The following is a 25,499-nucleotide window of genomic DNA, read 5'->3' as shown; positions in this document are numbered from 1 at the left end:
TGCCGACCACCGCATTTCGCATCAAGACTTAACTGGCTGATTGATCTGATGATGACCATTGCCCGATTCAGTCCGCGCGCGCATGTCCAGGCAGCGACCCTCTCCCTCCTGACCATGATTGGGGCAATTTCGGCGCCGGCCGCCGGCCCGGCGACGGCCGAGACGGCGGCGGAGGAAGCGTTCGAGGCGGCCTGCATGGGTGTGACCGCGGACGGGACGGGGCGTGTGGTCTGCGCCGACCTCGCGGCGCTCGATCAGACGCTCGTCTACAACCGGTTCGGCTCGTACAACCCGTTCGGCATGATCTTCGCGCTGCGCCGCGACCTCGCGCCGGCGGCCCCGGACGGCAGTGACGCCGGCCATGTCGATGCCACGCTGTGCCGCGACGGGAAGGACGGGACGGAGACCGTGGCCGGGGACCTGTCGCCCGGCGACGTGCGGCTGAAGGACTGCGAGCGGCCTCGCCCGATGGTGCTCAGGGTCAACGTCGGCGACAAGCTGCTCGTGAAGGTGGAAAACCTGCTCGCGTTGCCGGACGCGCCGGACTTCTCCTCCGACTTCTGCAAGGCCGCGGAGCCGCACGACGCGGGACGCCGCAAGGTCCGGGTCCACGTTCGGGAGGCGCCGAGGCGCGACGGCGAGCCCGCGGCGAACGAGAAGCGGTGGATCGAGCATACGGAGGCGGACTGCCTCGGCGCCGAGGCGGCGCAGAACGGCGTTGGCGACAATCTCCCCGCGGCGGAACCGGACTGGCCGCAGACCCGGCTCGTGAACCTCGTGGCGCAGGGCCTTCATCCGGAGCCGCTCCCCGGCGAGGCCGACGTCCACCCCGCCTGCCGCGGGACCGGCGCCGTGCCGCCGGGCGAGAGCTTCCACTGCCTCTACGGCATCGACCAGGAGGGGACCTACTTCTTCGCCTCGCTGGCGGCGCCGGCGGGCGGCGAGGGTGACGGCGGGTCCATCGTCCACGGGGCGTTCGGGGCCGTCCTCGCCGAGCGGGCCGGTTCACGCTGGTACCGCAGCCAGGTCAGCGCCCACGCGCTCGACACGGCCTGGCCCGTGGACCCGAACGGCCCGCGCCACGCGCGGCGGGGCGCCATCGACTACGAGGCGATCGGCGCGGGCGGGGTTCCGATCCTCAACATGGCGCACGCGCTCGACGCCGGGCAGGAGGCCTTCGCCAGCGCCAGGCACGTGCAGCTCGTGCACACCGACGTCAGCGCGATCATCTGGTGCGACGAACGCCTGCCGGGCGCCAACTGCCGGGACGACACCGACGGGATGGCGCCGACGGTCGAGCCGGCCTACCGCGCGTTCCGCGAGTTCTCCGTCTTCTTCCACGACGAGCTGAAGACGTTCTACACCAAGAACTTCCGCGAGCTCGCGCAGTTCGGCCAGCTCGCCGGCGTGCGCGACGGCTTCGGGATCAATTACGGGGCGTCCGGCATGGGGCCGATGGTGCTCGCCAACCGCAAGGGCATCGGCCCCGCCGCGGAGTGCATGGAGTGCCTCTACGAGGAGTTCTTCCTCACCTCATGGGCGAACGGCGACCCGGCGCTGCTGGAGTGGTACGCGGACGACCCGTCCAACGTGCATCACAGCTACCTCAACGATCCCGTCGTGTTCCGGAACTTTCATGCCGGGCCGAAGGAGACGCACGTCTTCCACCTGCACGCCCATCAGTGGTTCGCCGGCAACGATCCCAACCGCGGCAGCTATCTCGACAGCCAGACCGTCGGCCCGCAGCAGGGCTTCACCTACAACATCTACCACGGCGGGCTTCGCGGGGTGAACGGCGGCGACAAGGGCTGGTGGGACACCGCCGGCTCCGGCAACCGCAACCGCACGATCGGCGACTCGATCTTTCACTGCCACCTCTACCCGCACTTCGCGCAGGGCATGTGGGAGCTGTGGCGCGTGCACGACGTCTTCGAGGACGGAACGCGGCGGCTGCCCGACGGGCAGGCCGACGAGGGCCTTTCGGTCGACTTCCGGCCGGACAACGCGCACCGGCGAACCGGCAGCGTGGACCGCATCTCGGGCCGGTGGCTCGCGCCCGATCCCGCGACCGGCGACGGGCTCGGCACGCCGATCCCCGCCCTGGTGCCGCTCCCCGGCGAGCCGCTGCCGCTGATCCCGACCTATGCCGACGACGGCGACGTCGACGCCGACGGCCAGCTCAGCGCCGAGGCGGCGACGCCGATGCCCGGCTACCCGTTCTACATCGCCGGCCAGCCGGGGCACCGACCGCCGCAGGCGCCGCTCGACATCGCCCGCAACTTCGGCCCCTCGCCCGGTCTGGACGGCACCATCGACGGCCGGAGCGCGGTCGACACGGCGGGCGAGCCGCAGTGGCTCGACGGCGGCCTCGGCCGCCACGTCGTCGCCGACCGGTCCGAGCGCAAGATGGGGATCGAGGTGCCCGAGACCGTCGCGGACGGAACGCCGGTGAAGGCCCTCGAGGGCGAGCGGCGCGAGGCGTTCGCCGCGCAGCTCGTCGCCAAGGCGTTCGCGCTCGGCGACCTCTCGGCCAAGCTCACGCGCGCCAACATCGAAACTCTGAGCCACTGGGGCACGCGGCTGGAGCGCGCAGCGATGGGCTTCCACTGGAACGGGCACCTCTACGAGGAGGACGGCAAGAGCGGCACCGCGCTGAAGCTTGCTTCGGTGGTCGCGGCCCCGTCGCCGACCGGCGGCGCCGCCTCCCACGGGGTCGCGTTCACCGAGGGCGGCTACCCGACGACGCGCGCCCCCTTGCCCGGCGATACCGCCGCGCCGGCGCCGACCGCGCTCTTCGGAGTCAACGCCAGCCCGCCCAAGCCGGGGGCGCCGTTCGCCGACCCGTGCGGGGTCGGCATCGCCGCCCGCGCGCCGTTCCGGAGCGACGGCATCCTGACGGCGACCACCAGGGGGCCGGATCCGTTCGTGAAGGGCCTCATCGACGGGGAGGACTTCATCCCCGACCCGATGCTGAACGGGTTCCGGCGCTACGAGGTCTCCGCCGTGCAGCTCGACATGATCGTCAACCGCGCCGGCTGGCATGATCCGCAGGCGCGCATCGACGTGCTGACGGCGGAGGCGGGACGGTACAAGGACGGACCGCCCTGGCGCGTCTCCCCGAAGATCTCCGACAGCGAGGAGCCGTTCTTCTTCCGCGCCCTCTCCGGCGAGTGCATCGAGTTCCGCCACACCAACGAGCTGCCGAAGGAGCTGGAACTCGACGACTTCCAGGTGAAGACGCCGACCGACACCATCGGCCAGCACATCCACCTGGTGAAGTTCGACGTCACCTCGTCCGACGGGTCCGGCAACGGCTTCAACTACGAGGACGGCACCTTCGCGCCGGACGAGCTCCTCGTGCGGCGCTGCGCGGCGCGTGCGGCGGTGGGCGGCACCGTGACGGGCGAGGGCTCGCTCACACCGGCGGGCGAGGCAGAATGCAAGGCCGCGGAAGAGCCGGGCCAGGAGCACTGGCGCAAGGTGCGCGCGGCCAGCCCCGAGCTGTTCCAGACGACGACGCAGCGCTGGTTCGCCGACCCGATCCTGTCGATCGCCGACAACGGCGACACGGTGGACCGGACCATGCGCACGGTCTTCACGCACGACCACTTCGGCCCCTCCTCGATCCAGCAGCACGGCTTCTACGCGGCCCTCGTTGTCGAGCCGGGCACGCACCACTCCGGCGAGTGGTCCGAGGGCTCGCAGGTGCCGTCCCACTATCTTCCCAGCGTCTGCCCGAGCGAGAAGCAGGCTTCCGACGCGGACGAGGGCTGCGTCGGGCCGCTGCCGGACACGGACCGGCTGACGAGCGTCGCGTGGGGCAGCAAGCCCTGGGAGGGGACGCGCAAGCGCATCGTGACCACACGCAACGCGGCCGACGCGGAGCGCTTCAGCGGCGCGTTCGAGCACCCGAACTACCGCGAGTTCGCCCTCTCCATCGCCGACTTCGCGCTGCTCTACGATCCGCGCCAGCGCACGCCGCACTCGCTGATCGCCAACGTCGCCAAAGAGGGCAAGGACCCGGGCACGCTGGAGGGCATGGCCAAGCTCTGGTGCGAGGCGCTGTGGCGCCTGCAGCCCTGGGCGATGGAGAACGTGTGCCTCACCCCGCCCGTGCGCGACGAGACGACGAGCCGGTCCTATCCCGGCGAGGTCCCGCCGGCATGGGTGGCGGGCGGCGTGAACCGCGACGACCATCATAAATGGTGGTATGTCGGCGACCTCTTCCGCGGCTCAAGCGAGATCGACGCGCTGCGCAAGCACCTCGTCGCCTACCGCCAGATGGCCGCCGGCGGCAACGGGGAGAAGCCGGGCGCGCATGCGGCGATGGCCCAGCCGATCGCGGCGCCGGAGCGCCCGGAGTCGATCTCGGTCGACCACCACGACCCCTACCTCGTCAACTATCGCGGCGCGCCCATCCCGCTGCGCGTCGGGACGAAGGAGAAGGATGGCAGCGCGTCGCCCGACTGCGCGCTGAAGCCGATGACGATCGCCGGCCGCGAACCGGAGGGTAAGAGCCCCGTCGTCGAGGCGCTCGAGAACCGGAGCTTCGAGGAATGCTCGGTCGCCTACCAGCGCACCGACGCGGAAGGCGGCGACCTCGGGCTGGCGCTGAGCTCGCGCCTCCACGGCGATCCCGAGACGCCGGTGCTGCAGGCCTATCACGACGACCGGATCGTGCTGCGCATGATCCAGGGCGCGCAGGAGGTGCAGCACACGTTCAACGTCGTCGGCCAACCCTTCAAGCGCAACATCGACCAGCACTGGATGCGGGGGATGCAGCCGCTCGGCGTCTCCGGCCGCTTCAAGGACAGTCCGAACCTCCAGGCACGGTGCTTCGAGCGGGACGAACTGATCAACACCCGTCCGTCGCAGTACCGCCTCTGGCTGGACGGCGTCCCCGAACGCCTCAAGAGCGACGGCCTCATGACCGACGACGAGATCGGGTGGTGGGCGCTCTACGAGGAGGCGCTCGCGGAGTGCGACAATGCGGAAGGGTTCTCCTTCGCGCAGGAGATCGGCATCTCGGAACACTTCGAGATGCAGGGCTCGCTGCGCTTCGACGTCGGCCTGAGCGCCGAGGCCACCGAGTTCGCGGCGATCCCGGCGGGTGACGACCTGTCGGCGGACGGCGTGCCGATGCGCTCGTCCGACTATTTCTACAGCTTCGGCACCGTCGACGCCCTGTGGAACGGGGCCTGGGGCCTCATCCGCATCTTCGAGGACGAGGACGCGAAAGACCCGAACACTCTCGCCGTCGCACCGTCCCCGGGGACCGATCCGGCCGCGATCGGCGAGAGACTCCTCACCTTGCCCCGGGTCAAGCCGGAGAACGTGGCCGTCGCCGACGACGCCAGGTCCGAGAACGGGCTCGCCTGCCCCATTCCGGATCCGCAGAAGGGCGAGACGCAGCGCATCGTCGAGACGGCCATCGTCGCCGTGGAGACACGCCGCGTCTTCCCGGACCAAGACGGGACACGGTACGGCGAGAAGCTGACCGACCCGGACGGACTGTTCCTGGCGCTCCTGTCGCCGGCCGACCTCGGGGTGCTGTCGCTCGGCGACGGCGGCGGGTTCGGTGCGCTCACCGCCGACGGGGTGATCGAGGCGATCCGCGCCGCGTACGACGAGCAGCCGGAACCCTTCGTGCTGCGGGTGACGGCGGGGGACTGCCTGCGGCTGCGCCTCCTCAACCTCATGGGCGAAGCGAAGGAGCCGGCCATGCGCGACCTGCTGGGCGACGCCCTGCTGCCGCGCATCGTGACCCTCAACAACGACCCGACGCCCGAGGTCGACGACGACTTCGACGGGACCGGACGGTCGGTCGGGCTCCTCGAGCCGCTCCCCGACACCGGCCACGGCCTCCCCTCCAACGCGAATCTGCGGCCGAGCGCGCGTCTCGCACTGTCGCTGGGCCTGCCCGGGCTCGACCTGATCCGCGACGTTCCGGCGGGCTATGGCTACAACAAGCCGGCGCTCGAGGGCGGCCGCGGCGGCGTCAGGGTCTCGAACGTGATCGTCGCATATGCGGGGCGTGTGCGCTCGGCGCTGCCATCGGACCCGGGCGCGGCGCGGGACGCGCTCGCGTTCGGCGCGGAGGATCGCCTCGCCGCGCGGATCACCCCCGACACCCTTGGTCTCAGCGGCGATGCGCCCCTCGGCATCACCGTCGCCAGCGCGCAGGGGTCGGAACAGGGCCTCGCTACGGTTCTCGGGCGCGGCTACGTCGTGACGCTCGCCCGCGGCGGCGAGACCGTGACGCTCACCGGGCCGGCCGCCGCGCCGGACCGCGACGCGACGCTCTTCACGGCGGCGGACGGAACGGGGACCGGCAACCGGGCCGATATCACCGAGGTGCTCGCAACTCAGCTCAAGGCGGCCCTCCTCGAGGCGCTGGACGAGTACACGCATTTCATCCCCTACGCGTTCGGCGCGGTCCCGGTGCATCCGGCGGCCGACGTCATCACCCAGGGCCCGCACGGCCTCTTCGGCGCCATCGACGTCACCCCGGTGACGTGGACGGCGGTGGGCGACACCGGCGTCCACTGCGACGCCGACGCCGGCGACGGCTGGGTGCGCTGCGCGGCCGGCTACGCGCGGCCGGAAGGACAGGGCAACGCGATGACCTATTCGGCCGAGGCCGAGGACGGAGAGACGGTGCGCCTGCGCGAGTTCGTCCTCTTCTGGCAGGACGGGCTGAACCTCTGGGACAGCGACAAGCCCCTCCCCTGGCGCTGGAAGGACGCCCCCTCGTCGGGCGGCCCGGTCAGGGACGCGGACGGGCGGACCGCCATGATGGTGCCGGACTGCGGCATCTGCGACGACAGCTACGATCTCGGCGAGGCGGGGGTCAGCTACATGTCGCCGGGCTTCCACCGCGTGCTGCGCGAGCTGCTGCCGGGTACCGACCTCGGGGCGGAGGGGACGATCCGCCGGCACCAGGACCTCAACGCGTACCGCTTCCCGGCCGACTACCTCGTGGCCGCGCCGGAAACGATGAACCTCAGGGCCGAGACGGGGGAGCAGCTGGTGATCCGCGTGGTCCATCCCGGCGGCAGGGCGCGCCAGCGGGCCTTCGCGATGAACGGTTACTCCTACCTCGACCTCTTCCCCGGCTTCGGTTTCCCGCGCTCGGCCCTTCTGGCACCGGGCAAGGCGATCTCGGCGTGGCTGTGGCCGGCGGCGACGAAGGGCGTCGCCGTGTGGCACGACGGCCCGCTCTTCCTGCGCTCGGCGGGCACGTGGGGGCTTCTCACCGTGTCCGACGCCGCGTCCGCCGGCACCGCTACGCGGTAGGGCGCGGCGATGCGCTGCCGTGCCCGTCTCGCCGCCCCGCTCGCGGGTCTGCTGGCGGCCGTGCCTAGTGTCCCAACCGCGATGGCGCAGCCGGGCGACGAGCTGAAGCCCGCGCTCACCGCCGAGGTGACGCTGACGGCGCTGGACGGCACGCCGGCCGCGCCCATCGCCCCGCACGAGCCGTTCGCCGTAACCGTGACGATCACCGGCCACGGCGGCGGCGAGGCACCGAAGGGGCTGACCCTCTTCGGCTGGCTGCGGCGGCAGAAGGAGACCGACCTGCCGTGCGCGGAAACGGCCGAGGCGTTCCTGCGCACCGGCCGCCTGTCCACCGGCACCGTCTTCCTCAACGACCCCGTCATCGGCGTCCTCACCGAGGACGACGCCGTCACGCTCGTGGATCCGGAGTTCTCGCTCGCGACCGCCAACCTGCTGGCGGCGAGCCGCCTCGGCAGCCGTCCGGCGACGCTCGTCACGGACGAGCATGCGCGCCGGTTCCTGTTGCCGCTCAGCGACGAGGGGCGGCTCGTCGCCGTCGATGCCGCCGGTTCGGTGACGGAGGTCGCGCGGGACCTCGGCCGCCCGGTGACGGTGGTGCCGGTGCCCGGCGGCGGCGCCCTGGTGCAGGACGCCGCCGCCCGGCGGCTCGTGCGCGTCCCCAAGGGGCCCTCGGTGCCGCCGCTCGTCGCGGACGGGCTGGCGGGCGGGGCTCATGACGCCGCCGCGGTCTGGGGCACGGAGGGCGCCGCCGCCTTCTCGCTGCGCGACGGGGCCGTGATGGCGCGAACGCGCGAGGCCGCGACAGCGGCGGCCGTGCTCGCCCGTGACGGCAAGCCGTTCGCGCTCCTGACCGCCGCCTCCGGGGGCCGCCTCGCCGTGCACTACCTGGACGACCCCCGCCATCCGGTGGCGATCGACGTTCCTGTAAATCCGCGTCGGCTCGCCGTCGCCGGGGACGGGCGCTTCGTGGTCGCCTACGACCCGGCCGGCGGCCCGGTGGCGATCGTCGACATCGCCCGCAGCGCGTTGGTGCAGGTCTCCCACGCGCGCGACCGCGACGGCACCGAGGTGCCCGTCTCGGAGGTCATGATCAGCGACCGGACGGCGTACCTGATGCTGGCCGACCAGAGCCGGGTGGGCGTCCTCGACCTCGTCGCCCTCGGCCGCGGCGAGGCGGCCGAGTTCCGCGAGGTCCCGATCGGCGAGAAGCGCGCGACGCCCCGCGTCGACGACGGCCTCCTCGCCTCCCTCTACCCCGACCACGGCGTGCTCGCGCTCAACGTGAAGAGCCGTCAGGCGTACCGGATCGCCGAGGCGTCCGCGATGGGCAACGCCCCGGCCATGACGGCGACAAAGCTGATGGGCGGCGTGCCGCGGCGGATCGCGACCCTCGACCGGAGCTTCCGGGAAGCGCCGGCGGGGACCTTCCGCACCGTCGCGAGCCTCCCCGGGCCGGGGCGCTGGGAACTCGTCGCGACCACCGGCCTCGGCAGCCTCTCCTTCTGCTCCGCGCTGCCGGTGGCGACGCCCGACGATCCCGACGCGCCGCTTGAGGGCCGCATCGCCGCCGTCGCCGCGGAGGACGGCACCGGGCTGCGCTTCAGGCTGTCGGACGGGTCCGGCGCGCCGCTCGCCGTGCGCGGCGTCCTCACGTTCTCCGAGTTCACCGGCGCGTGGCGGGAGCGCGTGCCGATCAGGACGGGGACCGACGGCACGTCGAGCGCCGTCTACACCCTGCCCCCGGGGAGCCTCGTCGCGGTGACCGTCGCGGCGCCGGGCGGGCACATCTTCGAACCGATCGTTCTCGAGGAGGGACCGCGATGAACCGGATGCAGTCGCTTGCGGTCGCCGCGCTCGTGTCGATGTGGGCGCCCCTCGGGCCGGCCTCGGCGCAGCACGAGCACATGCACCACGCCACGCCGATGACCGAAGTCGTCTCGGGCGAGGAGATGCTGCGCCTGCCGGACCTTCCGGTCCGCGACAAGGACGGCGTGGAGGGCGGCTTTCGTTCGCGCCTTCCCGGCGACCGACCGCTGATCCTCGCCTTCACCTACATGTCCTGCACCACGATCTGTCCCGGTGTGCATGCGGTGCTGATGGTCGTGGACGACGAGCTCGGCGCCGGCGAGGCGCGCGAGGCGACGCTGGTGACGGTGGCGATCGACCCCGTCGGCGACACGCCCGAGCGGCTCGCCGAGACCGCGAGAACCTTCGGGGCGGGGCCCGACTGGCTGTGGCTGACGGGCGGGCCGCGCGGAACCCGGCCCCTGCTGCAGGCGCTCAACTTCCATCCGGGCCCGCTCGAAGACCATGTGGAGACCTACCTCGTCGGCCAGCCCTGCACGGGGCGCTACACACGCCTGAGAGGGGCGGTCACACCCGACGACCTCGTGGCGCTCGTGCGTGCCCAGCCGCGATGCGACTGACGCGCGCCGCCCTGATCGCGCTGGGTGCCGGGACACTGGGTCTCGGCGCGCTGGCGGCAGGCGGCGCGGCGGACGCCGAGGAGGCGCCCGGCCCCGGCGCGGCGCTCTACGAGGAAGGCGCCGGCGCGACGGCGGTTCTGGCCGATGGCCGTGTGCGCGTCCCGGCAGCGAGCTTCGCGTGCGCCGGGTGCCATGGTGCCGACGGTGAGGGCGGCCGCGAAGGCGGGGTGGAGTTTCCGCCCGTCGTCTGGGAGGCGCTGACCGATCCGCTGCGGCCCGACGGGGGCTATGACGTCAAGGCTCTGGCGCGTGCGGTCACCCTCGGCGCGGCGCCGGACGGGCGCGCGCTCTCCACCAAGATGCCGCGCTTCGAGGCCGACGATGCCGTGTTGACGGACCTTGCCGCCTACCTCGGCGACCTCAGCCGGCGTGCGCGCCGGGGGGTGACGGCGCGGGAGGTGCGCCTCGCGGCGCCGTCGGAGCACGGCGAGCGGCTCGCCTTCGAGGCCGCGCTCGGCGAGGCGAACGAAGCCGGCGGCGCCTGGGGCCGACGTTTCGTGATCGCAGACGAAGGGCCCGCCATCCTCACCGCCGACGAGGCCCGCACGCCGGTCGGCGCGGCGCTGGACCGGGCGGTGCGCGGCACCGTCGTCGCCTTCCTGTCACGCCAGCGCATCGGCGCCGTGAGCCTGACGTCCGCGGACGCGTCGTGGACCGATGCGCTGCGCGACGCGGGCATCGTGCTGCGCGAGGATGCGGCCACGCTTCTCGTCATCGGTCCGGGGGAGACGCCGGCGGCGGGCCGGTTCGACCGGGTGATCGCGATGCCGGACGCTCTCGACACAACGGAAGCGACGGATCGGGTCACGCTCCTGTCGGGAACCGCCCGCCCTGTCGCCGAGACATATCTGGCCGGTCAGGTCGCAGCCGACGCGGCGCTGGCGTGCGGGCGCGACCTCACCAGGGCGTGCCTCCTGCGCGCCATCGACCGTCCGGACCTCTCCCGGTGGGTGTCCATCGAGCCTGCAGGGGCGGCGGACCGGCGCTGACGGCGGCCCGCGGGCGGGGTCCGGGCCGCCTCGCGACCGGGGCGACATCGCCGACGGCCGGCCGCCTCATCCGCCCGACTGCCCCGTGCTCTCACCGGGCGTCGCGGGCAGGCGGTGGTAGCCGCGGCCGAAGTAGACGAGGCTCTCGACCTCGCCGGGGCCGTGGACGATCGCCTCGACGCGGCCGAAGATCACGTCGTGCGTCCCGATCCGCACGATGCGCTCGATGCGGCAGTCGAGCGAGACGAGGGCGTCGGCGAGGACCGGCGCGCCGGTCGCGGCCACCGAGTGGGGGTGGGCGTCGAAGCGGGCCGCGCCGGTGACGCCGGTCTGGCCGGCGAAGCGCGCCGACAGAGCCGCCTGATGACCGCACAGCGTGTTCACGCACATCACCCCGTTGGTCACCAGCGCGGCGTTCTGCGCGCTCGCGGCGTTCATGCACACGAGGATCGTCGGCGGCGCGTCCGTCACGCTGCACACGGCCGACGCGGTGAAGCCGACGCGGCCCGCCGGACCATCCGACGTGACCACGCTGACCGCCGCGGCGAGGCGGGACATCGCCCCTCGGAACGCCGCGCGGTCGACGGACGGCGCGGCGTTCTCCCCGCTCGTCGGCGGTGCGGGAAACGCTGCTGGCTCGGGTTCAGTCATCAAGTGACCTCAAATTAGGCTTGCGCATCACATGGGCATGTGTACTGTATACATTCATAGTCAATCAAGCGAGTAGCGGCGCGAAGCCGTTCAGAGGAAGACCGATCCCATGGGGCTGATGACGCGCCAGAATTATCTCGACAGCCTCGACGACGGCCGGAAGGTCCTCGTCGACGGCAAGACGGTTGGCGACGTTCGCAGCCACCCCGCGCTCGCGCCGATGGTCGAGACGGTCGCGCGCATCTACGACCTGCACAACGACCCCGCCCACGCCGACCTGATGACGTTCGAGCGCAGCGACGGCATCGTCGGCTCGCGCTTCTACAAGGCCCCCGCGAACCGCGAGGACCTCGCGCTGCGCCGGCAGATGACGACCCGCGTCCTGCGCGAGATCTGCCCCACCATGGACCGCTTCGGGGATGAGACGGTCACCGCCCTTTTCACCCTCGTGGACCGGCAGGACCTGCTCGACCGGTTCGATACCCGCTACGCCCGGAACGCGGCGCGCTGGCTCGACCTCCTGCAGCGCGAAAACCTCTTCATGACGAGCGGCAACACCGATCCGAAGGGCGACCGCTCCCGCCAGCCGTTCGAGCAGGACGACCTCGACCTCAACACCCGCGTGGTGGAGGAGCGGCCGGACGGCGTCGTCCTGCGCGGCGCGAAGTTCGAGACCGGCGCGCCGTACGCGCACGTCGCCTTCATCAAGCCGACGGTCGGCAACTGGTCGCCGCAGAACGCGGACTTCGCGATCGCCTGCGTGGTGCGCCTCAACGCCCCGGGCGTGCGGATGATCTGCCGCCTGCCGCAGTACCACGGGGGCGCGGCCAACGCGAACCGGTTCGAGTACCCGCTTACCGGCGGGTTCGACGAGGTGGACACGCTGATCGTGTTCGACGACGTCTTCATCCCGTGGGAGGACGTCATGTTCGCCCGCCAGCCCGAGCTCGCGGCGCTGATGCGCGGCGAACTGGGGCGCTGGGCGGCGCAGGGCTACCTCACCCGCTGCCTCGCCAAGGCCGACCTCCTCGTCGGCACCGCGCTCCTCGTCTCGGAGCACTCCGGCACCATCAAGATTCCGCCGGTCCGCTCCAAGATCAGCCAGCTCATGATGCACCGTCAGGCGGTGGAGGCGTTCCTGCTGGCGGCCGAGGCCGCATGCGAGGAGACGCCGTCGGGCCTCGCGATGCCCAACCAGTCGATCCAGAACGCCGGACGCATCTACTGCTCGCAGACCTACGCGACGATGGTACAGCTCCTGCGCGAGATCATCGGCGGCCAGCCGGTCATGCTGCCGGGCGAGGCGATGCTGAACTCGCCCGAGACCCGCGACGACGTGATGAAGTATTTCGCCGGCGCCGGGTACGACGCGCCGACGCGGCTGCGCGCCATGCACCTCGCCCGCGAGCTCACCGCGTCGGCGTACGCCGGCCGGACGCAGTCCTACCAGCTCTTCGCCGAAACGCCGATCTTCGCGCAGGAGAACGCCCTCTTCGCCACCTATGATCGCGAGGAATCGATGGCGCTGGCCCGCCGCATGGCCGGCATCGAGCCGGCGGCGACCGCCGCCCCCGAGGCTGCGCCGCGCCTGAAGGTCGGTCATGGTTAAGCGCAGCCTCGGCGCCGCGCCCGGCGGCCCCGTCACCGCGGCGGAGTTCGCCTACCAGCGCCTGCGCGAGGCGATCCTCTCCGGCGAGCTCACCACCGGCGAGCGCCTCACCGAGGTCGCCGTCGCCGACATGCTGAACGTCAGCCGCACGCCGGTGCGCGACGCGTTCGGCAAGCTGCAGCAGGCCGGCCTGATCGAGGCCTCGGCCTCCAACGGGTGGACCGTCGTCGACGTCAAGCGCGACGTCACCGACGTGCACCTCCTGCGCGAGGCGATCGAGGGGATGGCCGCCCGGCTGGCCGCCGTCCGCGGCAGCGACGCGGAGCACGCCGAGATCATGCGCCTCGCCCGGCAGAGCCAGGCGACGGACCTCTCCGACGTCACCGCCCGCGCCGCGCTGAACCGCGCATTTCACGCCGCGATCATCGCCGCGGCGCACTCGCCGCGCATCTCGCGGCTGGCGGCGGACTACGAGAGCATCCTCGTCAGCCCGCACATCCTGAAGCGCTACCGGACCGAGGAATCGACGCACGCGCTCGACGACCACGTGAAGATCGCCGAGCTGATCGCCAACCGCGAGCCGGACGCGGCGGACGATGCGATGCGGGCGCACCTGCGCTTCGCCTTCGACCGCCTGATGGCGCTCGCGGGGACGCCCGCTGCGAAGGGCAGGGACGGCGACGGGACCGGCGCGGCATGAGCCGCCGCCGCGCCCCTTCCGCCTCGGCCTATACCGAGCCGGGGTCCACCGCCCAGTGGTGCACCGTCGGCGCCACGCTGTCCCACTCGGCGAGCAGCGCCTCGAGCTTGCCGATCGGGTCCTCCGCCGCGTCGACGCGCAGGTCGCACCAGGGGAACGGCTCGGCGCCCGCGACGCGCAGCGCGGCGGACCGCAGCGGCTTCAGCTCGCCGCCAGCGGCGTCGCCGGCCTTCAGCGCCGCGACGAGGCGGTGTTCCAGCGGGCCGTCCGCGCTCTCGAAGGCGGCGACCATCGCCGAGGGGACGCCGGTGTTGGCGAGGATGTTGCCGACGGCCGCGCAGTCGACCCCGCGCGCCTCGGCATGGATGCCGCTGCAGCGGGCGCCGTGGAACGTGACGATCTCGCCGCCCGCCGTGACGGCCGCCACCTGGCGCCATTCCGGCGAGACGGTCCCGGCGATCACCGCGTCGAGGGCGGCCCCTGCGGCCGTGCCGGCGGCGAGCGCCGCGATGAGGCGCGGCCCGATCGACGGGTCCGTCCGGTTCTGCGTCGCGACCACCGCGACCTTGCCGTCGATCGCCGCGCTGCGACCGCCGACGGCCACGCTCGACGTGGCGACCGCCACTCCGAGGTGACCGGTTCGCGTGCACCGCGCGACAAGTGAAAACGTCATCTTGGACTCCAATCTCGAATACCGTCCAGCATAGGGCACGAACGATGTTAGTAAAAGACGCATCGCCAGACGATTTAAACATCAAGAACGAGAAAGACGCCCGGATACATTTGACAGCCGTGTATCGTCTTCTGGCGCACTATGGTCTGGATGACACGATCTTTACGCACGCGTCCTGTCGCATTCCCGGTGAAAACGCGTTCCTCCTGAACCCGTTCGGCTATCTCTTCGACGAAATCACGCCCGACAGCCTGGTCAAAATCGAGTACGACAAGCACGTCAACGCCGACGGGACGACCAAGACCAACGCCGCCGGCTACGTCATCCACGCCTCGATCCTGCGGGGGCGGCCGGACCTCGAGTGCGTGATCCACACGCACACGACAGCGGGCGTCGCGGTCTCGAGCCTCGAGGACGGCGTGCTGCCGATCAACCAGTTCGCCATCGAGTTCCATAACCGGATCGGTATTCACGATTACGAGGGCATCGCCTTCAACACCGACGAGGGGCCGCGGCTGCAGCGCGACCTCGAGGGCAAGGTCGGGCTCATCCTGCGCAACCACGGGCTTCTGACCGTCGGCGCATCGATCCCCGCCGCCTTCTACCTCACCTACTACCTGGAGCAGGCCTGCCGGGTGCAGATGACCGCGCTCGCCAGCGGCCGGCAGATCTGCTGGCCGGATCGTCAGGTGATCGACATGGCCTCGGGCCAGTTCACGTCCAGCATCGACCCCCCGAAGGCGGGCATGCGGATGTGGCCGGCGATGCTGCGCCGTCTCGACCGGATCGACCCCGACTGGCGCCGCGGCTGACGGCACGACCATGACCGCCGCCCCCCTTCCCTACGCCGCCGCCCTCGACGCCCTCTGGCCGCACGCGCGCAACGTGCTGAAGGAGCTGGTGGACAGCCCCTCCGGCTCGTACGAGGCCGCCTCGGTCGACGCGGTCGGCGACATCCTCGCCCGCGAATGGCAGCGCCTCGGCTTCGAGGCGCGGCGCGACCCCGTCGCGGGCTTCGGCGACATCCGCCTGATGACCCGCCGCATGGGAGGCAAGGGCCGGGTGATGATCCTCGGCCACCTCGACACGGTGTGGCCGGGCGCCGCCTCCGCCGGCTGGACCTACGCCGAGACGGACGGCGGCGGGAGCGGGGACGGCGGGACACTCGCCACCGGCCCCGGCGTGGGCGACATGAAGGGCGGCCTGGTGATGGCGCTCCTCGCCGTGGAGGCGCTGCTCGCCGAGGGGTTCGACGCGGTCGGCGAGATCGCTGTCCTGCTGGTCCCGGACGAGGAGCTCGGCTCACCTGGCTCGCGCGCCCGCATCGAGGCCGAGGCGAAGGCGTCCGACTGGGTGCTCGTGCTGGAGCCCGCCCGGCCGGACGGCGGCATCGTCGGCGCGCGCGGCGCGGTGGGTGCGATGATCCTCCGCGCCACGGGACGCACCGCCCACATCGCGGTGAACCCGGAAGAAGGCCGCAGCGCCCTCGGCCCGCTCGCCGGGATCGTCGGCACCATCGAGGCGATGACCGACCTCTCCCTCGGCCGCCTCGCCACCGTCGGGATCCTGAAGGCCGGATCCGCACGGCAGGTAGTGCCGGACGCGGCGGAGATGCACGTCGACCTGCGCGCCCCCGACCAGCCGAGCGCCGAGATGATGGCCGCGACGGTGCGCAGGGCCGCGGCCGACGCGGCCGCCGCGAGCCCTGGGGTCGAAATCACGGTGTCGGGCGGCGTCACCCGGCCGGCCTTCCCCGCCGAGGTCAGCGCGCCGCTCGTCGCCCTCTACCAGGGGATCGCCGCGGCGGCCGGCGTCGAGGTCGCCTGCCACGCCACCCGCGGCGGCTCGGACGGCTCCTTCGGCGCGGCGCTCGGCGTGCCGACGCTCGATGGGCTCGGACCGGTCTGCTTCGACACCTGCTCGCGCCGCGAGCGCATCATCCTCTCCTCGGTCAAAGAGCGCGCCGCGTTCTTCGCCGCCTTGATCGCAGAGCTCCCGGGCACCCTCGCCCACGCCTCTTCCTCCCCCGCCATCTAGAGACGAAAGCAGCCTGAATGACGAACCGTTTCCTGTCCGGCGCCACCCGGCGCGCGGTGCTCGGCGCGCTCGCCGCCATCCCCCTCGTCGCGTCCGCCCTGCCGGCGGCCGCCGATACCGACGAGATCTACGTCCAGATCTGGGGCACCACCTGGCAGTCCGCCTTCCAGGACATCGCCGACCGGTTCGAGGACGAGACCGGCATCGCCGTGATCCCTGTCACCCAGGCCTCCTCGTCCGAGGGCCTCGTGCGCCTGCAGAGCGCCGGTGAGGATCCCGAGATCGACGTGTGGTTCACCACCTCGAGCCTCGCCGCCCGCGCGACGCAGAACGACGACCTCTTCCTCGACCTGCCCGCCGGCGTCACCGAGATGTCGGGCGACCTCGTCGACGGCGCCGTCGCCCCGCGCTACGCGGCCGCCTACTACTACCCGATGTCGGTCATCTACCGCACCGACATGGTGGACGAGCCGGTCAAGACCTGGTCGGACCTGTGGGACAAGCGCTTCGAGAAGTCGATCGCGATCCCCGACATCACCACCTATGCCGGCCGCTCGCTCCTCATCTCCGCGCTCGCCAACGGTGGCTCCATCGACGACATCGACCCCGGCTTCGAGGGCCTGAAGTCGCTCTCGCCGAACGTCGTCATGTTCTATTCGTCCGACGCGACCGCGCGTCAGGCGCTGGCGCAGGGCGAGGTCTCCACCCTGGTCGCCACCCCCGCCCAGGCCAAGCGCATGCGCGACCAGGGCGTCGAGGTCGAAGTCGCGACGCCCGCACCGACGCCGATGCTGTTCGACGTCATGACCCTCGTCGACACGCCCCGCGCCGACGCCGCCGCGAAGTTCATCGCCTACGTCCTGTCGCCGGAATCGCAGGCCCTCATCTCCGAGCGGCTCAACCAGTTCCCGGTCAGCAAGACGGCGCCGGTCGCCGAAGCGCTGCAGGCGATCAAGCCGGACCCGGAGAACACCGTCTCCTTCGACGAGGCGAAGGTGAACGCCAGCATCGGCGAGTGGAACGAGCGCTTCCAGCGCGAGATCGCCCAGTAGGGCGCGCCGCGGCGACCGCAGACGGCCGCCGCCGGGTCCGGTCCCGGCGGCGCCACCCTGGCGCAGCGCGTGCTGGCCAACTTGACGAGGGTATCGATGAGTGACGGCGTCCACCTGAAGGACATCGGCAAGGACTACGACGCGGTAACGGCCGTGGACAAGGTGGCGCTCGACCTGCCGAAAGGCACGCTGCTGACCCTCCTCGGCCCGTCCGGTTGCGGCAAGACGACGGTGCTGCGGATGATCGCCGGCTTCGTCGATCCGTCCCGCGGCGAGATCCTCCTCGACGGTGTCGACGTGACCCGCGTGCCGCCGGAGAAGCGCGGCACCGCGATGGTCTTCCAGAACTACGCGCTCTTCCCGCACATGACGGTCTTCGACAACGTCGCCTTCGGCCTGCGGCTCCGGCGCGAGAAGCGCGCCGCGCTGACCCGGAAGGTGAACGAGGCGCTGGACCTCGTGCGGCTCGGCGACTTCGCCAGGCGGTATCCGGGCGAGCTGTCCGGCGGCCAGCAGCAGCGCGCGGCGCTCGCCCGCTGCCTCGTCATCGAACCCAAGGTGCTGCTGCTCGACGAGCCCTTCGGCGCGCTCGACCGGCATCTGCGCGAGGGGATGCAGACGGAGCTGCGCAAGCTGCAGCAGCAGCTCGGCATCACCACCGTCCTCGTCACCCACGACCAGCAGGAGGCGCTCGCCCTCTCCGACTACATCGCCGTGATGAACCACGGCCGGGTGGAGCAGTTCGGCGCCCCGCGCGAGGTCTATGACCGTCCGCGCTCGCGCTTCGTGGCGGACTTCATGGGCGTCTCCAACATGATCCCGGGCCGGGTCCGCGCGAGCGGCGGCGGCCGCGTCTTCGAGGCCGAGCGCTACGGCACCTTCGCCCTGCCCGCGACCGGCGGCGAGGCCAACGGCGACGCGCTGCTCGCTCTGCGTCCCGACGCGCTGCGCCTCGATCCGGCCGGCCTTCCGGGCGAGGTCTCCTTCGCGACGCTCACCGGGTCGCACTACGTGTGCGAGGTGCGCCTCGACGCTGGCGGCGAGCTCACCGTCAACCTCCCCCGCACCGACCCCCGCGCGGCGGCCGGCACCCGCATCAGCGTGTCCGCCGATCCCGCCGAGACCGTGATCCTCCCCGCGTGACGCCCGGCCGCATCCTCCTCGGCCTCCCGGCCGCGCTCGTCCTCTCGGTGCTGTTCGGGGCCTACGCCGTGTTCTTCGCGGTCGGCCTCCTCACGGCCGTGCCCAACACCGCCGACGTCGCGGGGCCCGTGACGCTCGACAACTACGCCCGGTTCCTGCTCGAGCCGAGCTATCTCGCGATCCTGTGGCGCACCCTCTGGCTCTCGGCGTTGCTCGCGGTCCTCGCCGCGCTCCTCGGCTACCCCGTCGCCTACTTCATCGCCCGCACGCCATCCTCGTTCCTGCGCCGCTTCATGCTGGGAGCGCTGGTGGTGACGATGCTCGCCGGTTCGGTGAGCCGCGCCTACAGCTGGCTCGTCATCCTGGGCAATCGCGGCCTCATCAACTCCTTCCTGCTCTGGACCGGCCTGACGGACGAGACGGTGCCGCTCGTCTACAACGAGCTCGGCGTCTCGATCGCGCTCGTCCACTTCCTGCTGCCGTTCTTCGTGCTGACCGTGTTCGGGTCGATCAAGAACCTCCCGGTCAGCCTCGAGGAGTCGGCCCGCAACCTCGGGGCCGGGCGGCTGACGGTGATGGCGAAGGTCGTCATCCCGCTGACCTTCCCGGCGATCGCGGGCGGGCTCGCCATCGTCTTCTCGCTGGCGATGTCGGCCTTCGTCTTCCCGCTGGTGCTGGGCGGCGGCCGGGTGCGGCTCCTCTCCAACTTCATCTACGATCAGGTCTTCGTCGCCTTCGACCGTCCGTTCGCGGCGGCGGTATCGCTGATCTTCCTCGTGGTGGCGCTGACCGCGCTGACGCTGCTGACCCTGGTGCAGAACCACGCCCGGCGCGTCGCCGTCGGCGGCTTCGGAGGCAAGGGCGCATGATCTCCCGCATCCTCTGGCGGCTCTATCTCACCGCCTTCTTCGTCTTCCTGCTCGGACCGGTGGTCTTCATCGCCATCTATTCGCTGAACGACGCCGTCTACTTCCAGCTGCCGATGACGACGTTCTCCTTCCGCTGGTATGAGGAGTTCTTCGACAGCCGCATCTTCATGCGCGCGCTGCAGAACACGGTGATGCTCGCGGCCGTGGTCACGGTGCTCTGCCTGCTCTTCGCGGTCCCGACCGCGCACCTCATCGTGCGCGGCAACTTCCGCGGGCGCGAGCTCCTCAACAACCTCATCCTGTCGCCGCTGATCATGCCGGGCGTCGTGACCGGCATCGCCTTCCTGTCCGCCTTCGGCGTCCTCGACATCCGCGACGGCTTCTTCCGCCTCACGGTGGCGATGACGATCTTCTGCCTCCCCTTCGCGGTGCGGGCGATCAGCGCCAGCTACCACGGGCTCAACCGGCAGGCGGAGGAGGCGGCGCGCAACCTCGGCGCCTCGCGGGTGCAGACGTGGTTCAAGGTGCTCCTGCCGCAGCTCCGGCCCGGGCTGATGGCGGGTGGCGTCTTCATCTTCGTGGAGACGGTGGACAACTTCTCGATCAACGTCTTCCTCGCCGACCGCGGCTCCAAGACGCTGCCGATCGCCGCCTACGAGCACATCCGCGACTTCGACGACCCCACCGTCGCGGCGATGGCGACGCTGATGTCGCTGGTGACGATCGCCCTCGTCGCCCTGATGGACCGCCTCATCGGCCTCGACCGGTTCATCGGCCAGAAGTAGCCGCCCGGCGGCACCGGCAGGGCCATCGCGCGGCGGCTAGATCCGCGCGATCAGGAGGCCTTCCGTCGGCGAGATGTCGTTCTGGATGGACACCTTGATGTCGTCGGCGACGGCCGGATCGTCGAGCGCGAACGTGCCCAGCCGGCGCATCGCGTCGCGCCGGTCGATGCGCCGCCCCAGGAAGTCGAGGACGACCCGGCCGGAGACGATCTGCCGGGCCGAGTTCGGGCCGATCCCCATCATGATGCCCTCCAGCCGCTGCAGCTTCTGCACGGTCGGATAGAGCATGGACATGCCGAGGTCGCGGCCGCCGATGCGGTCGGCGCCGATCGAGAACAGCCGGTCGCCGACGCTGCCGACGACCCCGCGGTACGTGACGAACTGGAGGCGCTGGGCCGCGCCCGGCCCGCTCATGTAGCGCTGCTTGGTGGTCGAGACGAGGACACCGTCGTCGAGGCGCCAGTGGACCAGCTCCCGCTTGATCCGGCCATCGCCATGGAAGTTGAAGAAGTGCCGGAAATAGAAGCCCTGGTAGTCCTCCAGCAGGCGGGCGCGGGGACCGGCCATGCTCTTCATGAAGTACGAGAAGCTCTCGAGGTCTGGCGGCATGAAGGACTCGACCTTGCGCCGGCCGAACGTTGCGATGAACTGCCGGTGCGGCAGGAGCAATTCGTCGAACTCGAGCCCGAAGAAGTCGCTGATCTTCTTGTGATTGTGGCGCGACGGCAGGGACTCGCCGGAAAGATAGCGGTTGAACTGCTGCCGGTTGATGCCGACCCTGCGGCAGAGGTCGGAGATGGACCGGTAGTGGTCGCAGCAGAACAGCAGGTTGTCCCTGTAGTTCGCACGCTGGTCGGCGGCGGTCAGTCTCGAGCGGGACATCGTCGCTCCTGAGTTGATGGAGCCTCGTCGGGCGGCGGCCGGGGCGCGGACATGCCGTTCCGCATGGGCGCCAAGGCGACCCGCCGGGCGGCCGCCCGCTCGGCGCCGGGGGTCATCATCAACGTTCATGAAAGCGCGTCAAGTCGCGTCAACCTGCGAATAAAATTTGTAGTGAAACCGGCGAAAAGTGGTGCAATGCTCAGATCGTTGGCATTGCCAGAAACTGAGCAGACCGCAGATGAGACCGAGAGAGCGCGTCGCCGATGCCGCCGCGCATGCGCGACCATAGACTGAACACGAGAGACCGACACGCGTCGTCCGGCGCTCGCCAAGCGGCCTGAACGCGCGACACGACGACCCTCCCCGAAGCCCCACCGTACCCGACCCTCTCGAGGGGACGACGGCGCTCGCCTTGCGCTCCGCTTCCGGGCCCCGCCCGACCGGCGCCAGCGGCGGGCAGCGCGATCACAACGAACCAGGAGCGTGACGATGATGCGATGGACGACAACTGTTGCCGCAGCGGCCCTCACGGCACTCGGCGCCGCCCAGGCCCAGGCGGAGGATGTGGTGTTCGCGTGCTGGGGCGGCGCCTCGCAGCAGAACTTCCAGACCAACATCCTGCCGGAGTTCGAGGAGAAGTACGGCGTGACCGTGCGCTACGTGCCCGGCGGTTCGACGTACTTCGTCTCCCAGCTCCAGGCCCAGAAGGGCTCGCCCGAGATCGACGTCGCCTGCATGGACGACGGCCCGCAGTCGGTCGCGCGTGACCTCGGCCTGCTCGAGCCGCTGACGGCGGAGAGCGTCCCGGCGCTCGCCGACGTCGTCCCGGCCGCGATCGGCAAGGACTCCAGCGGCGTCGGCTACGGCCTCCTCGCCATGGGCCTCGTCTACAACCCCGAAGCTCTGGAAAAGGCGGGCATCGAGCCACCGACATCCTGGAACGACCTCGCCGACCCGCGCTTCAAGGGCCACGTCGTCATGGGCACGATCGACAACACGCCCGGCCTCTTCGCGCTGATGATGCTGGCGAAGGCGAACGGCGGCGGTGTCGACGACATCGACCCCGGCTTCGCGAAGATGAAGGAGGTCGCGCAGAACATCGGCGCCTTCGTGAAGGGCACCGACATGACGCCCTACTTCCAGCAGGGCGAGGCCTGGATCACCGTCTGGACCAACTCCGAGATGAATCGCTTCGTGAAGAACTCCGGTTTCCCGCTCAAGTTCGTCTATCCCGAGGAAGGCGCGCCGGTGGTGATGCCGATGCTGAACCTCGTGAAGGACTCGCCGAACACCGAGATGGGCGCGAACCTCATCAACTACCTCGTCGGCGAGAAGATCCAGAAGATGTTCGCGGTGAACTCGAAGCTCGGCCCGGTCAACAAGAACGTCGAGCTGAGCGAGGCGGAGGCCGAGGGCGTGATCTACGGCGACGCGGTGGACAGCCTGCTGCCGGTCGACTGGTCGACGATCAACGCCAACCGCCCCGAGTGGACCAAGCGCTGGAACCAGGAAATCGAGCGCTGAACCGACCCGACCCCTGTCCGCCGGACGGTGCGTGAGGCACCGTCCGACACTGCCTCTCCAATGGATCGCGCGATGAGTTATCTGCAGGTCGACGGCCTGATCCACAAGTACGGTGACTTCACCGCCATCGACGACGTGTCCTTCTCGATCGAGGCCGGCGAGCGGCTCTGCCTGCTGGGGCCGTCCGGCTGCGGCAAGACCACGACGCTGCAGGCGATCGCCGGGTTCATCCAGCCGGCATCCGGACGGATCAGCGTCGCCGGCGAGGAGATCACCGGGTTGCCCTCGGAGAAGCGCAACATCGGGATCATGTTCCAGAACTACGCGCTGTTCCCGCACATGACGGTCTTCGAGAACGTCGCCTTCGGGCTCCGGATGCGGCAGGTCCCGCGCCGGGAGATCAAGGCGCGCGTCGGCGAGGCCCTCAAGGTCGTGCGGCTGGAGCACAAGGCGCGCAACATGCCCTCGCAGCTCTCCGGCGGGGAGCAGCAGCGCATCGCCTTCGCCCGCGCCATCGTCATCCGCCCCCGCCTCCTCCTCCTCGACGAGCCGTTCTCCAACCTCGACGCCCGGTTGAGGCTGACGATGCGGGCCGAGCTGCTGGAGCTCCTCGAGGGCCTCGACATCGCGACGCTGATGGTCACCCACGACCAGGACGAGGCGATGGCGATCGGCCACCGCATCGCGGTGATGCGGGCGGGCCGCATCCGCCAGATCGGCGCGCCGCGCGACCTCTACCGCCACCCCAACAGCCGCTTCGTCGGCGAGTTCCTCGGCGAATCGAACCTCTTTCCCATCCAGGGGCTCCGCGCCGCCGGCTCCCATGTCGCGGTCGACGTGCCGGGTGTCGGCGAGATCCTTGCCGAGACACCGCCGGACGACCTCGCGCACCGCGTCCGCTACGCGCTGGTCCGCCCGGAGAAGATCCGCATCCTGCCCCGAGCCGAAGGCGGCGCCGCGGCGGGATTCAACCGCCTGAACGGCACGCTGGAACATGCGACCTTCCTCGGCCCGCGGGTCGAGGCGCGCATCCGCGTCGGCGAGATGCAGGTGCAGATCGCGGCCGAGACCGACGCGGTCGACCCCGCCCCCGGCCAGCCGGTGACCCTGAGCTGGCCGGTGGACGCCACCGTCCTCATCGGCGGCGACGATGACTGAGGCGCGCCGTTCCACCCCCTACGCGGCGCTCCTCGCGGCGCTGCTGATGCTCGTCTTCTTCGCGCTCCCCGTCGCCTACCTGGTGGCGATGAGCTTCGCCCAGCACAGCCAGACCGAAGGCGTGGACTGGACACTGTCGCTGGCGAACTACCGGGAGCTCGCCACGGATTCGTTCTTCTGGGAGGTCGCCTGGCGTACGCTGCGGCTGAGCCTGCTGACGACGCTCCTGTGCCTGCTGCTCGCCTTCCCGGTCAGCTACTACCTCGTCTCGGCGCGCGGCTGGCGGCAGCTTCTGGTCTTCATCATCCTGCTGACGCCGCTGGTGACGTCGGTGACGGTGATGTCCTACGGCTGGCTCATCCTGCTCGGCCGTCAGGGGCTGGTGAACTCGGTGCTCGTCGGCATCGGCATCCTGTCGGACCCCGCCCCGCTGATGCACAACGAGCCGGCGATCGTCGTCGGCCTTGTGCACATCTTCGTCGTCTTCATGGTGATTGCCATCGCAGGGTCGCTGCACGGCATCAACCCGGCCCTGTCGCTGGCAGCACGCAGCCTCGGCGCGGGTCCGGTGTCGGTGTTCCTGCGCGTCACGCTGCCGCTGTGCCTGCCCGGCATCCGTGCCGGCGCGCTCCTCGTCTTCGCGCTCAGCATGAGCGCCTACGCCATCCCCGGCGTCCTCGGCGGCCCGCGCTACAAGTTCATCTCGACGCTCGTCTACCAGCAGTCCGTCAGCCTCTTCAACTGGCCGGCCGGGGCGGCGCTCGCGGTGCTCCTGCTGGTGATGACCGCGCTGGTGCTCACCTTCGCCTACATCCTCGGGACATTCGGCCGGCTTCGCCGCGGAGTGGTGCAATGACCGGATCGCGCATCCTCCTCGGCCTCTACGTCACGCTGATCTGCGTCTTCATCCTGGCGCCCATCGTCTCGATCACCGCCGGCGCGCTCACCGAGACGGCCTACGTGGTCTTCCCGCCGCAGGGCCTGACGCTGAAGTGGTACGAGGCCGCGCTCGGCCAGCGGCAGGCGATCGACGCGCTGAAGTTCAGCCTCATCCTCGCGGCCACGGCCGCGACGATCTCGACCGCGGTGGCCTTCCTCATCGCCAACGCGAGCCGCCGGAGCAACGCGCCCATCTACCGCGTCCTGCGCGCGCTCGCGATCACGCCGGCGATGCTGCCGGCGGTCTTCCTCGGCCTCGCCCTCCTCGTCACCTACTCCCAGCTTCACCTGCGCGGCATGCCGGCGCTGCTGGCGGGGCACGTCGTGCTGGCGATGCCGTTCGCGATCTCGATGGTGGCGGTCGGCCTCAACGGGCTGAACCCGTCGCTGGAGGCGGCCGCGCGCAGCCTCGGGGCACCGCCCCGGCAGGTGCTGCTGCGCATCACGCTGCCGCTCATCGGCTGGAGCCTCCTCAGCGGCTGGGGGTTCGCCTTCATGGTCTCGTTCGGCGCGCTCGAGGTCTCGCTCTTCCTCTCCTCCAGCACCACCGTCACGCTGCCGGTCTACATCTACTCGGCGCTCGAATGGATGCCTATGGACCCGACGCTGACCGCGATCTCCTCGGGCGTGATCCTCCTGACCCTGGTGGTGCTCGTCGTGTCCGCACGCGTCGCCCGCCTCGACCGGTTCCTGAAGCGATGAGCTG

19 protein-coding genes are annotated in these 25,499 nt (G+C 70.9%); 16 read left to right on the top strand and 3 right to left on the bottom strand.

Translation table 11 applies throughout. The annotated features are described in order from the left end of the window. Nucleotides 1-51: 51 nt before the first annotated feature. From DLJ53_RS10310 to DLJ53_RS10295, 4 genes are read left to right on the top strand one after another with little or no spacing between them, the layout of a single operon-like run. Nucleotides 52-7,296 (top strand): cupredoxin domain-containing protein, encoded by a 7,245-nt coding sequence (locus tag DLJ53_RS10310; protein WP_146619928.1) that lies wholly within the window; start codon nt 52-54, stop codon nt 7,294-7,296. 9 nt (nt 7,297-7,305) lie between these two features. Beyond that, nucleotides 7,306-9,120 carry a hypothetical protein gene (locus DLJ53_RS10305; protein ID WP_146619927.1) on the top strand — a complete coding sequence of 605 codons (1,815 nt, stop codon included), beginning with the start codon at nt 7,306-7,308 and terminating at the stop codon, nt 9,118-9,120. Continuing rightward, on the top strand, nt 9,117-9,722 hold the full coding sequence (locus DLJ53_RS10300) for an SCO family protein (protein WP_111344914.1): 606 nt from the start codon (nt 9,117-9,119) through the stop codon (nt 9,720-9,722). Before DLJ53_RS10305 ends, DLJ53_RS10300 begins: the two co-directional genes overlap by 4 nt. Beyond that, nucleotides 9,713-10,771, top strand: a complete 1,059-nt coding sequence (locus DLJ53_RS10295) for a c-type cytochrome (protein ID WP_111344912.1) — start codon at nt 9,713-9,715, stop codon at nt 10,769-10,771. Before DLJ53_RS10300 ends, DLJ53_RS10295 begins: the two co-directional genes overlap by 10 nt. Before the next feature lie 66 nt (nt 10,772-10,837). Here DLJ53_RS10295 and DLJ53_RS10290 read toward each other — a convergent pair whose 3' ends face one another. Further along, complete coding sequence (locus DLJ53_RS10290; RefSeq protein ID WP_111344910.1) at nt 10,838-11,422, bottom strand: flavin reductase; 585 nt, start codon at nt 11,420-11,422, stop codon at nt 10,838-10,840. Nucleotides 11,423-11,531: 109 nt separating this feature from the next. On the opposite strand from DLJ53_RS10290, the gene DLJ53_RS10285 reads away from it, so the two are divergent. Further along, on the top strand, nt 11,532-13,031 hold the full coding sequence (locus DLJ53_RS10285; RefSeq protein WP_111344909.1) for a 4-hydroxyphenylacetate 3-hydroxylase family protein: 1,500 nt from the start codon (nt 11,532-11,534) through the stop codon (nt 13,029-13,031). Next, complete coding sequence (locus DLJ53_RS10280; protein WP_111344907.1) at nt 13,024-13,731, top strand: GntR family transcriptional regulator; 708 nt, start codon at nt 13,024-13,026, stop codon at nt 13,729-13,731. Before DLJ53_RS10285 ends, DLJ53_RS10280 begins: the two co-directional genes overlap by 8 nt. Before the next feature lie 28 nt (nt 13,732-13,759). On the opposite strand, the gene DLJ53_RS10275 is transcribed toward DLJ53_RS10280, so the two are convergent. Continuing rightward, a complete protein-coding gene (locus DLJ53_RS10275) occupies nt 13,760-14,404 on the bottom strand; it encodes a DUF1028 domain-containing protein (protein WP_162409073.1) in 645 nt (214 codons plus the stop codon). A gap of 44 nt (nt 14,405-14,448) precedes the next feature. Here DLJ53_RS10275 and DLJ53_RS10270 point away from each other — a divergent pair, with 44 nt between their 5' ends. The 6 genes from DLJ53_RS10270 (at nt 14,449) to DLJ53_RS10245 (ending at nt 20,290) form a co-directional block, all read left to right on the top strand. Beyond that, complete coding sequence (locus DLJ53_RS10270) at nt 14,449-15,216, top strand: class II aldolase/adducin family protein (protein WP_111344905.1); 768 nt, start codon at nt 14,449-14,451, stop codon at nt 15,214-15,216. 10 nt (nt 15,217-15,226) lie between these two features. Beyond that, a complete protein-coding gene (locus tag DLJ53_RS10265) occupies nt 15,227-16,441 on the top strand; it encodes a M20/M25/M40 family metallo-hydrolase (protein WP_111344904.1) in 1,215 nt (404 codons plus the stop codon). 17 nt (nt 16,442-16,458) lie between these two features. Beyond that, complete coding sequence (locus DLJ53_RS10260; protein WP_111344903.1) at nt 16,459-17,493, top strand: ABC transporter substrate-binding protein; 1,035 nt, start codon at nt 16,459-16,461, stop codon at nt 17,491-17,493. A gap of 96 nt (nt 17,494-17,589) precedes the next feature. After that, the gene (locus DLJ53_RS10255; RefSeq protein WP_111344901.1) at nt 17,590-18,636 is read left to right on the top strand and encodes an ABC transporter ATP-binding protein; all 1,047 of its coding nucleotides are present in this window, start codon (nt 17,590-17,592) and stop codon (nt 18,634-18,636) included. Beyond that, nucleotides 18,633-19,505 (top strand): ABC transporter permease, encoded by an 873-nt coding sequence (locus DLJ53_RS10250; protein ID WP_111344899.1) that lies wholly within the window; start codon nt 18,633-18,635, stop codon nt 19,503-19,505. The genes DLJ53_RS10255 and DLJ53_RS10250 overlap by 4 nt, the downstream gene beginning before the upstream one ends. Next, nucleotides 19,502-20,290 carry an ABC transporter permease gene (locus DLJ53_RS10245; protein ID WP_111344897.1) on the top strand — a complete coding sequence of 263 codons (789 nt, stop codon included), beginning with the start codon at nt 19,502-19,504 and terminating at the stop codon, nt 20,288-20,290. Before DLJ53_RS10250 ends, DLJ53_RS10245 begins: the two co-directional genes overlap by 4 nt. 36 nt (nt 20,291-20,326) lie before the next feature. On the opposite strand, the gene DLJ53_RS10240 is transcribed toward DLJ53_RS10245, so the two are convergent. After that, nucleotides 20,327-21,172 carry a helix-turn-helix domain-containing protein gene (locus tag DLJ53_RS10240; RefSeq protein WP_162409069.1) on the bottom strand — a complete coding sequence of 282 codons (846 nt, stop codon included), beginning with the start codon at nt 21,170-21,172 and terminating at the stop codon, nt 20,327-20,329. Nucleotides 21,173-21,661: 489 nt separating this feature from the next. Between DLJ53_RS10240 and DLJ53_RS10235 the strand changes: the two genes are divergently transcribed. From DLJ53_RS10235 to DLJ53_RS10220, 4 genes are all read left to right on the top strand, one after another. After that, the gene (locus tag DLJ53_RS10235; RefSeq protein WP_146619926.1) at nt 21,662-22,696 is read left to right on the top strand and encodes an ABC transporter substrate-binding protein; all 1,035 of its coding nucleotides are present in this window, start codon (nt 21,662-21,664) and stop codon (nt 22,694-22,696) included. A gap of 72 nt (nt 22,697-22,768) precedes the next feature. Then, a complete protein-coding gene (locus DLJ53_RS10230) occupies nt 22,769-23,854 on the top strand; it encodes an ABC transporter ATP-binding protein (RefSeq protein ID WP_162409067.1) in 1,086 nt (361 codons plus the stop codon). Further along, entirely contained in the window at nt 23,847-24,710 is an 864-nt protein-coding gene (locus tag DLJ53_RS10225; protein WP_111344889.1) for an ABC transporter permease, read from the top strand. The genes DLJ53_RS10230 and DLJ53_RS10225 overlap by 8 nt, the downstream gene beginning before the upstream one ends. After that, nucleotides 24,707-25,495 carry an ABC transporter permease gene (locus DLJ53_RS10220; RefSeq protein ID WP_111344887.1) on the top strand — a complete coding sequence of 263 codons (789 nt, stop codon included), beginning with the start codon at nt 24,707-24,709 and terminating at the stop codon, nt 25,493-25,495. Before DLJ53_RS10225 ends, DLJ53_RS10220 begins: the two co-directional genes overlap by 4 nt. The last annotated feature ends 4 nt before the right edge of the window (nt 25,496-25,499 follow it).

This window comes from Acuticoccus sediminis, assembly GCF_003258595.1.
GTDB lineage: Bacteria > Pseudomonadota > Alphaproteobacteria > Rhizobiales > Amorphaceae > Acuticoccus > Acuticoccus sediminis.
The sequence above is the reverse complement of the archived record's forward strand: the minus strand, read 5'-3'. Positions and strand labels throughout refer to the sequence as shown.